Source organism: Streptomyces winkii, assembly GCF_032248595.1.
GTDB lineage: Bacteria > Actinomycetota > Actinomycetes > Streptomycetales > Streptomycetaceae > Streptomyces > Streptomyces winkii.
Window position 1 is genome coordinate 722,835 of the sequence record NZ_JASTTH010000001.1, and the last position, 12,625, is coordinate 735,459.

General features: G+C 71.8%; 12 protein-coding genes and 2 tRNA genes. 7 read left to right on the forward strand and 7 right to left on the reverse strand.

The features are described 5' to 3' along the window. Positions 1-7: 7 nt before the first annotated feature. The 3 genes from QQM67_RS03295 (at position 8) to QQM67_RS03305 (ending at position 2,246) form a co-directional block, all read left to right on the forward strand. Positions 8-81 (forward strand) — tRNA-Met (locus QQM67_RS03295). A gap of 194 nt (positions 82-275) precedes the next feature. Continuing rightward, the gene (locus QQM67_RS03300) at positions 276-2,045 is read left to right on the forward strand and encodes a tetratricopeptide repeat protein (RefSeq protein ID WP_399065044.1); all 1,770 of its coding nucleotides are present in this window, start codon (positions 276-278) and stop codon (positions 2,043-2,045) included. A 127-nt stretch (positions 2,046-2,172) separates the two neighbouring features. Beyond that, a tRNA-Met gene (locus QQM67_RS03305) sits at positions 2,173-2,246 on the forward strand. 125 nt (positions 2,247-2,371) lie between these two features. Here QQM67_RS03305 and QQM67_RS03310 read toward each other — a convergent pair. Next, a complete protein-coding gene (locus tag QQM67_RS03310; protein WP_314171982.1) occupies positions 2,372-2,788 on the reverse strand; it encodes a Fur family transcriptional regulator in 417 nt (138 codons plus the stop codon). A 129-nt stretch (positions 2,789-2,917) separates the two neighbouring features. On the opposite strand from QQM67_RS03310, the gene QQM67_RS03315 reads away from it, so the two are divergent. After that, positions 2,918-4,384: a catalase gene (locus QQM67_RS03315; protein WP_314171983.1), complete on the forward strand. Its 1,467-nt coding sequence runs from the start codon at positions 2,918-2,920 to the stop codon at positions 4,382-4,384. A gap of 139 nt (positions 4,385-4,523) precedes the next feature. On the opposite strand, the gene QQM67_RS03320 is transcribed toward QQM67_RS03315, so the two are convergent. Next, positions 4,524-4,931, reverse strand: a complete 408-nt coding sequence (locus QQM67_RS03320) for a CBS domain-containing protein (protein WP_314171984.1) — start codon at positions 4,929-4,931, stop codon at positions 4,524-4,526. A gap of 165 nt (positions 4,932-5,096) precedes the next feature. After that, complete coding sequence (gene hisN / locus QQM67_RS03325; protein ID WP_314171985.1) at positions 5,097-5,891, reverse strand: histidinol-phosphatase; 795 nt, start codon at positions 5,889-5,891, stop codon at positions 5,097-5,099. A gap of 235 nt (positions 5,892-6,126) precedes the next feature. Between hisN and QQM67_RS03330 the strand changes: the two genes are divergently transcribed. Next, complete coding sequence (locus QQM67_RS03330; RefSeq protein ID WP_314171986.1) at positions 6,127-6,831, forward strand: TetR/AcrR family transcriptional regulator; 705 nt, start codon at positions 6,127-6,129, stop codon at positions 6,829-6,831. Positions 6,832-6,913: 82 nt separating this feature from the next. On the opposite strand, the gene QQM67_RS03335 is transcribed toward QQM67_RS03330, so the two are convergent. The 4 genes from QQM67_RS03335 to QQM67_RS03350 all read right to left on the reverse strand — a co-directional run bounded on the left by QQM67_RS03335 (position 6,914) and on the right by QQM67_RS03350 (position 10,691). Further along, complete coding sequence (locus QQM67_RS03335) at positions 6,914-7,240, reverse strand: DMT family transporter (RefSeq protein ID WP_314171987.1); 327 nt, start codon at positions 7,238-7,240, stop codon at positions 6,914-6,916. Positions 7,241-7,452: 212 nt separating this feature from the next. Then, a complete protein-coding gene (gene rsgA, locus QQM67_RS03340) occupies positions 7,453-8,463 on the reverse strand; it encodes a ribosome small subunit-dependent GTPase A (RefSeq protein ID WP_314171988.1) in 1,011 nt (336 codons plus the stop codon). A gap of 15 nt (positions 8,464-8,478) precedes the next feature. After that, positions 8,479-9,846 (reverse strand): 3-phosphoshikimate 1-carboxyvinyltransferase, encoded by a 1,368-nt coding sequence (aroA, locus tag QQM67_RS03345; protein WP_314171989.1) that lies wholly within the window; start codon positions 9,844-9,846, stop codon positions 8,479-8,481. Between the two features lie 131 nt (positions 9,847-9,977). After that, entirely contained in the window at positions 9,978-10,691 is a 714-nt protein-coding gene (locus QQM67_RS03350; protein WP_314171990.1) for a M50 family metallopeptidase, read from the reverse strand. A 133-nt stretch (positions 10,692-10,824) separates the two neighbouring features. Here QQM67_RS03350 and QQM67_RS03355 point away from each other — a divergent pair, with 133 nt between their 5' ends. Further along, positions 10,825-11,643 carry an SOS response-associated peptidase gene (locus QQM67_RS03355; RefSeq protein WP_314171991.1) on the forward strand — a complete coding sequence of 273 codons (819 nt, stop codon included), beginning with the start codon at positions 10,825-10,827 and terminating at the stop codon, positions 11,641-11,643. Positions 11,644-11,695: 52 nt separating this feature from the next. Next, positions 11,696-12,442, forward strand: coding sequence for an alpha/beta hydrolase family protein (locus QQM67_RS03360; protein WP_314171992.1), 747 nt, complete (start codon positions 11,696-11,698; stop codon positions 12,440-12,442). Positions 12,443-12,625: the final 183 nt, after the last annotated feature.

Here is a 12,625-nt window from a genome sequence, read left to right on the forward strand (position 1 = left end):
ACAACGGCGCGGGGTGGAGCAGCTCGGTAGCTCGCTGGGCTCATAACCCAGAGGTCGCAGGTTCAAATCCTGTCCCCGCTACTGAAGTCGAAGGGCCCGGATCCTCAAGGATCCGGGCCCTTCGCATGTGTCAACGCGTCACACCTCAAACCCCTTTCGTGGGCGGCGGTTTGAGGTGTCTCTCTGTCGGGAAGTCGACAAACCTCTGAAGTGACCTCACTCGGTGGTGGTATACCAGGTGTACGTGGGTTGCGGGTGGTGCGAACATGGGGTTCATGGGGGACAAGGTGAGGCTGGAGGCTCCGCCGGGTGCCGGCACAGGCCAGGCCGGTGTTGACAACAGGGGCGAAGAGGCAGAAGACGTCGGCGCGTTGAGCGTGCTCGGCGCCCGGCTGCTGCGCCACGGCGACCTCGACGGCGCGGAGGCGCCGCTGCGTGCCGCCACTGCGGCCGGCGACCGTGCCGCGGCCAACAACCTGGGGGTTCTGCTCCACCAGCGAGGGTGCGACGACGAAGCGGCCGGCTGGTGGCGCGTCGCCGCCGTCGCGGGTTCGGCTCCGGCGGCCCACGCGCTCGGGAGGCACCACCGCGAGCGCGGCGACGAGGCCGCGGCGCACTACTGGCTGCTCCACGCCGCCGAGTGCGGGCACGCACTGGGCGCGTACGCCCTGGCGGACCTGCTCGACCACCGTGGTGAGGACGGCGCGGAGGCCTGGTTCCGCGCTGCCGCCGAGCAGGGGCACCGTGAGGCGGCCTATCGCCTGGCGCAGATCATCAGCGGGCGGGCGGGCGACGTCACCACCGAGGGGGAGGCACGGGAGGAGGCTCTCGATGCCGTCGTACACGAGGCGGAGCAGTGGTACAGGCAGGCGGCCGCCCGCGGTCACCGCCGCGCCGCGCTCCGGCTCGGCGCGATCCTGGAGCGCCGCGGTGAGCTGAAGGAGGCCGGGCGCTGGTATCTCACCTCCGCGAAGGAGGGCGAGCCGCGCGCCGCTTGCGCGCTGGGCTTCCTGCTCCGTGACGCGGGCGACGAGGAGAACGCCGCGCTCTGGTGGCGCCGTGCGGCCGAGGACGGCGACGGCAACGCCGCGAACGCGCTGGGCGCCCTCCACGCCGACCGCGGGGAGCGCCAGTCCGCCGAGCGCTGGTACCGGGTGGCGCTCGAAGCGGGCTGCGACAACGGTGCGTTCAACCTCGGGCTGCTGTGCGCGGCCCAGGGGCGGACGGCCCAGGCAGAGCAGTGGTACCGCCGTGCCGCGTACGCCGGTCACCGCGAGGCGGCCAACGCGCTCGCCGTGCTGCTGCTCCAGCGCGGCGACGCCGACGGCGCCGAGCCCTGGTTCTCCAAGGCGGCGGAGGCGGGCAGCATCGACGCCGCGTTCAACCTGGGCATCCTGCACGTGGGCCGCGGCGATAACCGTACGGCCCGGGTCTGGTATGCGCGGGCGGCGGCAGCGGGGCACGCGGAGGCCGCGCTGCAAGTGGGCATCGCGCTGCTGACGGAGGACGACGAGCAGGGGGCGGAGCGTCAGCTGCGCTGCGCGGCCGGCGGCGGAAGCGTCGAGGGTGCGTTCCGGCTGGCCGTGCTCCTGGAGCGGCGCACGCCGCAGGAGTCCGACGGTACGGGCTCGGCGCCTGTGAGCGGCCGCGAGGAGCACGAGGAGTGGTACGAGCGCGCGGCCGAGCACGGCCACCGTCGTGCGCAGGTACGGCTGGGCATGTGCCTGGCGGCCCGCGGCGAGATCGTCGACGCGGCCCGCTGGTACCGCGCGGCGGCCGAGGCCGGAAGCCCCAACGGGGCTTTCAACCTCGGGCTGTTGCTGGCCCGTGAGGGCAGCGAGCCGGAGGCGGCGCTGTGGTGGACCCGTGCCGCGGAGGCGGGGCACGGTCGCGCGGCTCTGCGTCTCGCGCTCCTGAGCGCGCGCCGCGGCGAGCTCGAGACCGGGCAGCGCTGGTGCGCGAAGGCGGTCGAGCTCGGCCCGGCCGAGGTGGCCGCGCGGGCGGCCAAGCTGCGCGACGCGCTGCGCTCGGAGCTCACGGCCTGACGGTCCGCGGCCGACGTCGATCACGCTGTCCTGCCGGGCCCGATGCGTTCGCGCACCGGGCCCGGCAGGGCGGTCCGGAAGCGATTTGCGCTGGTCGTCGACGCAGGGTTAGAGTTACGGAACACGGCGCGGGGTGGAGCAGCTCGGTAGCTCGCTGGGCTCATAACCCAGAGGTCGCAGGTTCAAATCCTGTCCCCGCTACTGAAGTCGAAGGGCCCGGATCCTCAAGGATCCGGGCCCTTCGCATGTGTACGGACGGCATGCCTACGGACCGCAGGTCAAGCCAGGGGAGCGGCGGGACGATCAGGCGGGCGGCCTCAGTGGGCTCACTCGGCCGCGCACTGCGGGCAGGTGCCCCGGTAGGTGATCGTCGCGTCCGAGATCGTGAAGCCGTAACGCTCGGTCTCGGGAAGTCCGGCCAGCGGATCGCCGGAGGGGTGCACGTCGCGGATCGTGCCGCACCGCGAGCAGACCAAGTGCTGATGTGTGTGGCGGGCGTTGGGGTCGTACCGCTTGGCGCGGCCGTCCGTGCTGACCTCGATCACCTCGCCGATGGAGACGAGTTCGCTCAGCGTGTTGTAGACGGTGGCGCGCGCGATCTCCGGCAGCAGCGCAGCCGCACGCGCGTGCACCTCGTCGGCCGTGTAATGCACGTGATCGCCGTCGAGCACTTCGGCGACGACTCGCCGCTGTGCGGTGAGCCGCCAGCCACGGTTCCGGAGCCGCTCCAGCAGGTCGCTCATACGTCAACCCTAGCAGTGCGGGGGTCCGGGAAAAGAACCCGTATGGACTTCGTCCTCTTCTTGACTTAGACAATGTCCAATGTAGGATCGCGGACAAGCTCACCCAGCGCAGGAAAGCAGGAGGAGTACGTGACGGTGCAGGACAAGACCACCGGTCCGCTGACCACGGAAGCGGGCGCCCCGGTCGCGGACAACCAGCAGAGCCAGACCGCAGGGCCCGGCGGGCCGACCTTGATCCAGGACCAGCTCCTGCTGGAGAAGCTGGCGCACTTCAACCGCGAGCGCATCCCGGAGCGCATCGTCCACGCCCGCGGCGCCGGCGCCTACGGCACCTTCACCGTGACCGCCGACGTGACGCGGTACACGAGGGCGAAGTTCCTCTCCGAGGTCGGCAAGCAGACGGAGACCTTCCTCCGCTTCTCCACGGTGGCCGGCAACCTGGGCGCCCCGGACGCCGTCCGCGACCCGCGCGGCTTCGCGCTGAAGTTCTACACCGAGGAGGGCAATTACGACCTCGTCGGCAACAACACCCCGGTCTTCTTCATCCGGGACGCCATCAAGTTCCCCGACTTCATCCACACTCAGAAGCGCGACCCGTACACGGGCTCGCAGGAGGCGGACAACGTCTGGGACTTCTGGGGGCTCTCGCCGGAGTCGACGCACCAGGTGACCTGGCTGCTGGGCGATCGCGGGATCCCCGCCTCGTACCGTCACATGAACGGCTACGGCTCCCACACCTTCCAGTGGAACAACGCCGACGGCGAGGTCTTCTGGGTCAAGTACCACTTCAAGACCGACCAGGGCATCAAATGCCTCACCAACGAGGAGGCCGAGCTGCTGGCGGGCAAGGACCCGGACAGCCACCAGCGGGATCTTCGTGAGTCCATCGAGCGCGGGGACTACCCGAGCTGGACGGTGCAGGTGCAGATCATGCCCGCCGCGGACGCGCCGAACTACCGCTTCAACCCGTTCGACCTGACGAAGGTCTGGCCGCACGACGACTACCCGCCGATCGAGATCGGGAGGCTGGAGCTCAACCGCAATCCCGAGAACATCTTCGCCGAGGTCGAGCAGTCCATCTTCTCGCCGCACCACTTCGTGCCCGGCATCGGCCCGTCACCGGACAAGATGCTCCAGGGCCGCCTGTTCGCGTACGGCGACGCGCACCGCTACCGCGTCGGCATCAACGGCGACCACCTGCCGGTGAACCGCCCGCACGCCACGACCGCCAACACCCACGGCCGTGACGGCGTGATGTACGACGGCCGGCACGGAGGTGCGAAGAACTACGAGCCCAACAGCTTCGACGAGGCGAAGGAGACCGGCGAGCCGCTGTGGGAGCCGGTCGCGGTCTCGGGTGTGACGGGCGATCACGTGACCCCGTCGCACGCCGAGGACGACGACTTCGTCCAGGCGGGCAACCTCTACCGCCTGATGCCGGAGGACGCGAAGCAGCGTCTGATCGACACCGCCGCCGGGTTCATCGCGAAGGTCTCGCGCGACGACATCGCGCAGCGCGCGATCGAGAACTTCCGCAAGGCGGACGAGGACTACGGCAAGCGACTGGAGGCCGCGGTACAGGCCCTGCGCGGCTGATCGGAAGCTCGCCGTAAGAACCCGGAGGGACCGTGCCGTCGCGCGGTCCCTCCGGTGTTGCCCGTGTCCCTTCCCGTGCGGGTCGTCGTGCTTGTGAGTGCCTGTGCGGCCGGGTGCGCGGATCGGTGCCGCGCCCGGCTCACACCCCGACGGCTCCTACGGCCTCGGCTCGTCCGGTCCAGCAGCGCACGATGTCCCGTACGGACACGACGCCTACGGGCTCCTGCGCGCGGAGCACGATCAAGTGGCGGAATCCGCCGCGGGTCATGGCCTCGGACGCCTGGTCCAGCGTCCACTCCTCGGCCGCGAAGACGACGTCGTTGGTGGTGTGGGACTGGGCCGTCTCCTGGTCCGGATCCTGGCCCGCGCCGAGGGAGTTGAGGATGTCGCGCTCGGTCAGGATGCCGAGCCCGCTGGTGTCGGGGTCGAAGACCACGGCTGCGCCGACCCGCCGGGCCGACATCAGCGCGGCGGCCTGGCGGAGTGTGTGGGCGGGACCGATGGTGAGTACGACCGTGGTCATTGCGTCTCGGACGAGGGTGGGCATGTGCGTGGTCCACCTCCTTGGAGAAACCTCTCCCCTTCGAGAAGAGATTCACAAGGTCACAAGCTTTCGGAGTCTCATGTTCACATGGCTCCGGGACCACAACAAGAGCACGTACGCGGACGTACACGGACGGGATCGCGCGCTGAGGGAGCGCGGAGTGCGCGGCTACGCCGTCAGATAGGTGAGCACCTCTTCGTGCACCACGCCGTTGGAGGCCAGGGCGCTTCCGCTGTGCGGGCCGTCCCTGCCGTCGAGGCCGGTGAACATGCCGCCGGCCTCCTGCACGATGATCGCGGGAGCCGCCATGTCCCAGAGCGACAGCTCGGGTTCGGCGCACGCGTCCACCGAGCCCTCGGCGACCATCATGTACGGCCAGAAGTCCCCGTAGCCCCGCGTGCGCCAGCAGTCACGGGTCAGTTCGAGGAAGCCGGGGAGCATTCCGCGCTCCTCCCAGCCGTGCAGCGAGGAGTACGCGAACGACGCGTTCCGCACGGCCTCGATCCCCGAGACGTGGAGGCGGGTGGCCTGCGAGAGGCTGCGGCCCGTGTAGGCGCCGCCGCCCTTCGCCGCCCACCAGCGCCGGTTGAGCGCCGGAGCGGAGACGAGCCCGACCACGGGCTGGTCGCCCCCCTCGCCGAGCTCGGTCAGCGCGATCAGGGTGGCCCACACCGGGACGCCGCGGACGTAGTTCTTCGTGCCGTCGATCGGATCGATGATCCACCGGCGCGAACCGTGCCCCTCCGTGCCGAACTCCTCGCCCAGCACGGCGTCGCGCGGACGCGTGCGCTTGAGCGAGGTACGGATCAGCTCCTCGGCAGCCTTGTCGGCCTCGCTCACCGGGGTCAGGTCAGGCTTCGTCTCGACCTTGAGGTCGAGGGCCTTGTACCGCTCCATGGTGGCGGCGTCGGCGGCGTCGGCCAGTACGTGGGCGAGACGCAGATCATCGTGGTAGTCCGGCATGTGTGAACAGTATCGACCTGCCGGATAGGCAGCCACAGGGCAGTGCCACCGGGACGCCATGCGAGTGCCGCCCATTCGCCCCGGCGGAGGGCGGCCGCGCGGTCCGGGGGAGGCCGGCACAGCGGGCTGCGGGCGCCTGACGGGCGTCTTCGACGGGAGTCCGCACGCTGTCTTGACAGGACTTGGCGACGCGTCAATTCTGTCCCGCACCCCAGCCGCCGGGTTCGGAGGCACGATGCCTACTGCACGCGAGACATTGCTGGAAGCCGCGCACACGGCCGTCGGCACACAGCCGTGGACAGGAGTGCGGATGGTGGACGTCGCCACCGCCGCCGGAGTGTCCCGGCAGACGCTCTATAACGAGTTCGGCACGAAGGAAGGGCTCGGTGCCGCGCTGGTCGACCGCCTGGTCGACGGCTTCGTCGACGGTGCCGTACGGGCGGCGGCGGAAGGCGGCGGGGGAGGCGCGGACCCGGCGGCCTCCTGCGCGGCCGCGGCCGCGTGGATGCTGCGCACCGCTCGCGACGAACCCATCGTGCGTGCCGCGCTCACGGGATGCTGGGGCGCCCGGATGCCGCTGCCCGCGCCCACGGCGACCCCCACCGCGACCGGCACTGCCCCCGGTTCGGAGAACGGCGCCGGAACTGTCGTGAGTCATGAGGGGCCGCCCGTCGCCCTGCGCCTGACGCAGCCGGGAGCGCTCGCCGCCACGCTGTGCGAGCGCATGATCGACGGACTCTCGCCCAACGGGTCCACGGGCAAGCTGGGCCTGGCCTGCGAGGCGGGGATGCGGATCGCGCTGTCGTTCGTGGTCGCGCCCCCCGTGGGGCGGCCCGACGAGGAGGCGGTGGGAAAGATCCGGGAGGTCGTACGGGCGCTGCTCGCGGCGCAGCCCGCCGACGCCGCGTCCGGGGCGTACGGGCGAGCGCGCACCGCGTGAAGTACCGGTCCCGGAGCGGGCGTTGGCGTGACCCGTGCGGCGTCGGTTCGTGAACACGTCGACCTGTCGACAGAGCGCGCCGTCAGTGCACGCTCCCCGAGAACTGAAGGCCCACCAGACCCACGACGACGAGTGAGATCGACACCAGCTTCAGCGTCGAGACGACGTCGCCGAGGAACAGCATCCCGTACACGGCTGTGCCCGCGGCCCCGATGCCCGTCCACACCGCGTATGCGGGCCCGACCTCCAGCCGTCTGAGGGAGAGCGTGAGCAGTCCGAAGCTGCCGAGCGCGAAGGCGCAGAACGCGACGGTGGGCCACAGGCGCGTGAAGCCGTGGGAGAGCTTGAGGCAGACGGCGAACCCGGTCTCCAGGAACCCCGCGACGATGACCAGCAGCCACGCTGCCATGTGGATGCCTCCGAGCTTGCGTGCCTGCGTCCCTGCGTGCGGAAGCCTGTGACGCTCCGGGAGCCGTGGGTGCGCCGAGTCCGTGGTTGTGTGCTTCCGCGATTCTGCGATTTCCCGATCCGGGTGATTTGGCGGTTTGGCGATGTCGCGATGCGCGGTTTCCGTGCCGCACTTGCGGGCGATTATGCCCATGGACGGACGGAATGTCCTGGTCAATCCCCCTCGCGCTGCTCCCGCGTCGCCAGCAGCCGGCGCAGCGAGTACAGGCGTTGCGGGTCGGCGTGGCCGTCCGCGACCCACTGGTCGAGGGCGCAGTCCCGCTCGTCGTGGCTGCACGCGCGCGGGCAGCCGGCGGTGCCCGGTTCGAGGTCGGGGAAGGCGCCGATGACCCGCGACGGGTCGACGTGGTGCAGCCCGAAGGAGCGGACGCCCGGGGTGTCGATCACCCAGCTTCCGTCCCCGGGAAGCGGCAGCGCGAGCGCGGACGTGGTCGTGTGGCGGCCCCGTCCGGTCACCGCGTTGACGTGGCCCGTGGTGCGCTGGCGCTCCTCCGGCACGAGGGCGTTGACGAGGGTGGTCTTGCCGACGCCGCTGTGGCCGACGAAGACGGTGATCCGTCCGTACAGCGACTCCCGTACGCGCTCCGCCGCCTCGCCGTCGGCCAGTTCGGCGCGGTTGGTCACGGCGTGGCGCACCCCGAGCGGCGTGTACTTCTCCAACAGCGGCTCGGCGGGGGCGAGATCGGACTTGGTCAGTACGAGCAGCGGCTCCAGCCCCGCGTCGTACGCGGCGACCAGACAGCGGTCGATCAGCCGCGGCCGGGGCTCCGGATCGGCGAGGGCGGTGACGATGGCGAGCTGGTCGGCGTTGGCGACGACGACGCGTTCGTACGGGTCGTTGTCGTCGGCCGTGCGCCGCAGCACCGAAGTGCGCTCCTCGACGCGGACGATGCGCGCGAGCGTGTCCTTCGCGCCCGACAGATCACCGACGAGGCCCACCTGGTCGCCGACGACCACGCCCTTGCGGCCGAGTTCGCGCGCCTTCATCGCGGTGACGATGCGGTCCTCGACGAGGCAGGTGATCCGGCCGCGGTCGACGGTGAGCACCATGCCCTGCGCCGCGTCCTCGTGCTTGGGGCGGTTGTGCGTGCGCGGACGGCTGCCCTTGCGGTTGGGACGTACGCGGATGTCGTCCTCGTCGGTGTGCTTGCCGTAACGGCGCATCGCCAGGACCCGCCCTCAGGCGCTCTCTCCGACGCGCGTGCCGCCGTTCACCCGCGGAGCGGCCGGGGCCGCCACGCCCAGCATCCGGGCCCACATCTCGTCGAAGCCGGGGAGCGTCTTGCCGGTCGTGGCGATGTTCTCGACCTGTACGCCGTCGACGACCAAGCCGAGGACGGCGCCGGCCGTGGCCAGGCGGTGGTCGTCGTACGTGTGGAAGACGCCGCCGTGCAGCGGGCGCGGGCGGATGCGCAGGCCGTCCTCGGTCTCGGTGACGTCGCCGCCGAGACCGTTGATCTCCTTGGTGAGCGCGGCGAGGCGGTCGGTCTCGTGCAGCCGCAGATGGCCCACGCCGCGCAGCACCGACTCCGACTCGGCCAGGGCGGCGACGGCCGCGATGCCGGGGGTCAGCTCGCCGACGTCGCTCAGGTCGACGTCGAGCCCGTGGACGCGGCCGCTTCCGGTCAACGTCAGCCCGCGCTCGTCCAGTTCGCAGGAGCCGCCCATCTCGGTGAGGATTCCGCGCAGCGCGTCGCCGGGCTGGGTGGTGTGCTCGGGCCAGTCGGGGACGGTGACCCGCCCGCCGGTGATCAGCGCCGCCGCCAGGAAGGGCTGGGCGTTGGAGAGGTCCGGCTCGACGACCAGGTCCCGGCCGAGGAGGGCGCCGGGGGTGACCCGCCAGACGTCGGGCTCGCCGCCGTCCTCCGGCGCGTCGACCTGCGCTCCGGCCTTGCGCAGCATGTCGATCGTCATGCGGATGTGCGGTGCCGAGGGCAGGGTGGCGCCGGTGTGACGCACCTCGACGCCCTGGTTGAAGCGCGGGCCGGACAGCAGCAGTGCGCTGACGAACTGGCTGGACGCCGACGCGTCGACATCGACGGCGCCGCCGGCGAGCGAACCGCCGCCGTGCACCGTCATCGGCAGGCGCCCGCGGCCGTCGTCGTCGATGCGGGCGCCCAGGGCGCGCAGCGCGTCGATGACGCCGTGCAGCGGACGTTCGTACGAGCGCGGATCGCCGTCGAAGTGCACCGGCCCGTCCGCGAGGGCGGCGACGGGCGGAAGGAAGCGCATCACGGTGCCCGCGTTGCCGACGTCGACCGTGGCGGGGCCCTGCAGCCCGGCCGGGATGACGCGCCAGAACTCGCCCTCGCCGTCCGGGTCGACGCCCTCCTCGACGTGCACGCCGAGCGCGCGCATCGCGTCCGCCATCAGCAGGGTGTCCCGCGAGCGCAGCGGGCGGCGCAGGCATCCCGTGTCCGCGGACAGCGCGGCGAGCACGAGACCGCGGTTGGTGACCGACTTCGAGCCGGGCACGGCCACCGTCGCGTCGACGGGCCGGTGTGCGGACGGCGCGGACCACAGGGCGGAGGCGGTTTGCTCGGTCATGACTTTCACCTTAGTCGCTCGCCGGGTGCGCCGACCTCGGCGGATTGCCGCACGGGAGCGGCCTGCGACGGGCGCGCCGCTGCCCCGCACGGAGCCGCCCGGGGCTGCTCACGCCCCCGGCGGCCGCACTCTCACCAGCCGAGGAGCCACCGGCCGCCGCCGGTCAGCGAGCACAGCGAGACCGCGTGGAAGAGCAGCAGCCAGATCAGCGCGGGCACGCGCGTGAGCCGCGAGAGCTGGTCCGCGTCCGAGTCGGGCGCACCGCCGCGGCGCCGCTTCCCCTGGAGCTCGAAGACCGGCCGTACGCCGCCCAGCAGCAGGAACCAGACCACGACGTACGCGAACGCCGCCTGCACCTGCGCCTCCGTCAGCCAGGAGACGAGGACGAAGGCGCCGCCGGTGAGGAAGACGGTGAGCACGCCGTAGGCGTTGCGGATCATCGCGAGCATCGCCAGCAGCAGCGCCGTGGCGCTCCACAGGAGGAGCGTTATGTGGTTCGCCGCGAGCAGCCACGCACCGCCGAGGCCCAGCAGGGAGGGCGCGGTGTAGCCCGCGGCGGCGGTGAGGACCATGCCGAAGCCGGTCGGCTTGCCGCGGGAGAGGGTGAGGCCGGAGGTGTCGGAGTGGAGCCGGATGCCCTGGAGTTGACGTCCGGACAGCAGGGCGATCAGGCCGTGCCCGCCTTCGTGTGCGATCGTCACCGCGTTCCGTGACAACCGCCACACGCCGTGCGGCACGACGGCCGCGAGGGCTATCACGGCGGTCGTGAGGACCAGCCACTGGCTCGGATCCGGCTGCGTGCCGAAGACCCGGTCCCAGAGACCGGCGATGCTCGTCGTGTCCATGCTCTCCTTCGTCCTCCCCGGCCCCGGGCGTGCGCTGCCTCGCACGCCTTCTCCTCGGCTTCTCCCTGAGCGGAATGCGCTTCTCCCCTGAACGCGGGGCGCTCCATATCAGTGCCGTGGCAGTGTGGCACTTATGTGCGGACGCTATGCAGCAAGCCGGAGACCCGAGGACCTGGCCACGCTCTTCGGCGTGGAGTTGTGGGAACCCCGGGAGACACTCGCGCCCGACTGGAACGTCGCTCCGACCAAGGAGGTGCACGCGGTTCTGGACCGCCCGCTGAAGGGCTCGAACGACCCGCGGCCCGTACGGCAGTTGCGGACCCTGACGTGGGGGCTCGTACCGAGCTGGGCCCAGTCGCCGGACATGGGCGCCAAGATGATCAACGCGAGGGCCGAGACGGTGCACGAGAAGCCGGCCTACCGGCGGCCTTTCGCCGCCCGCCGGTGCCTGCTCCCGGCGGACGGCTACTTCGAGTGGGTCACGGCGAAGGGCGAACTCCAGCTGGAGCAGGAGGGGAAGAGGAAGCGGCCGCGCAAGCAGCCGTACTTCGTGACGCCGGCGGACGGCTCGGTGATGGCCATGGCCGGTCTGTACGAGTTCTGGCGCGACGGGACGCTGCCGGACGACCACCCGAGGGCGTGGTGGACGACCTGCACCGTGGTCACCACGGAGGCGGAGACCGCCCCGCTCGTCGGCTCCACGGGTGAGAACGGCCCCAAGTCGCTCGCGGACATCCACCCGCGGATGCCGCTGATGCTGCTGCCGGAGCGCTGGAACGCCTGGCTGAGTCCGGCCCGCCGCCCGCAGGACGACCTGCGCGCGCTGCTGGAGCCGCCGCCTCCCGGGATGATGCGCGCGTACCCGGTGTCCACGGACGTGAGCAACGTACGGAACAACAGCCCCGAACTGGTCAGGGAGCTGACCGGGCCCGAGGTCGGCACGCTGTTCTGACGCGGGCGCCCGTACGGGCCGGACGGGGACGAGGCGGGCAGGATGGCTTTCCATGACCAAGAAGGCCGCAGAGACCGAGAACGCCGCAGGCGCCAGGAACGCCGCAGGAGCCGAGAGCGCGCGGGACGGCGCCGTCGCGAGTACGAGCGGCGAGGCCGAGACCGTGCCCACCTCCGCCGGGGACGCCCGGATCACCTGGCACACCGCCCGCGGGGCGCGATGCGTGCTCGCCCTGGGCCACGGCGCGGGCGGCGGGATCGAGGCGCGGGACCTGAGGGCGCTCGCCGGTGCGCTTCCCGCGACGGGCGTCACGGTCGCGCTCGTCGAGCAGCCGTGGCGCGTGGCCGGAAAGAAGGTCGCGCCCGCGCCCAAGACGCTCGACTCCGCCTGGCGGGAGCTGTGGCCCGCCCTCTGCGCGCCGGGGCTTCCCGTCGTCGCGGGCGGGCGCAGCGCGGGCGCGCGGGTCGCGTGTCGTACGGGCAGGGAGCTGGGCGCGGGTGCGGTGCTCGCTCTGTCGTTCCCGCTGCATCCGCCGGCCAGGCCGGAGAAGTCCCGCGCCGGGGAGCTGACCGGTACGGGGCTGCCGGTGCTGGTCGTGCAGGGGGGACGCGACCCGTTCGGGCGCCCCGCGGAGTTCCCCGAGGGCACGCGGATCGTGGAGGTGCCGAACGGCGACCACGGCTTCGCCGTGCCCAAGCGGGCCGATCCCGGCCAGGAGGACGCGCTGGCCCTGCTCACGGACGCCGTCGCCGGCTGGCTCTCGGGGCTCTCGCTGCCGCCCGCGCCGGAGGCGCCATGACGCGGATCACGGCGGTGACTGGGGGACGCGGGAATGAACACCCGGCGCGGATGTGTTCACGCCACAGTCAGAGTGTCGAGACCAAGGGAGCCGTCGGTATGGGTCCTCTCGCTTGCCCGCAGCGTCCGAAGGCCGTTGACCTGGACTGGGCCACGGTCGCGCTTGCAGGCGGGACGAGCAACG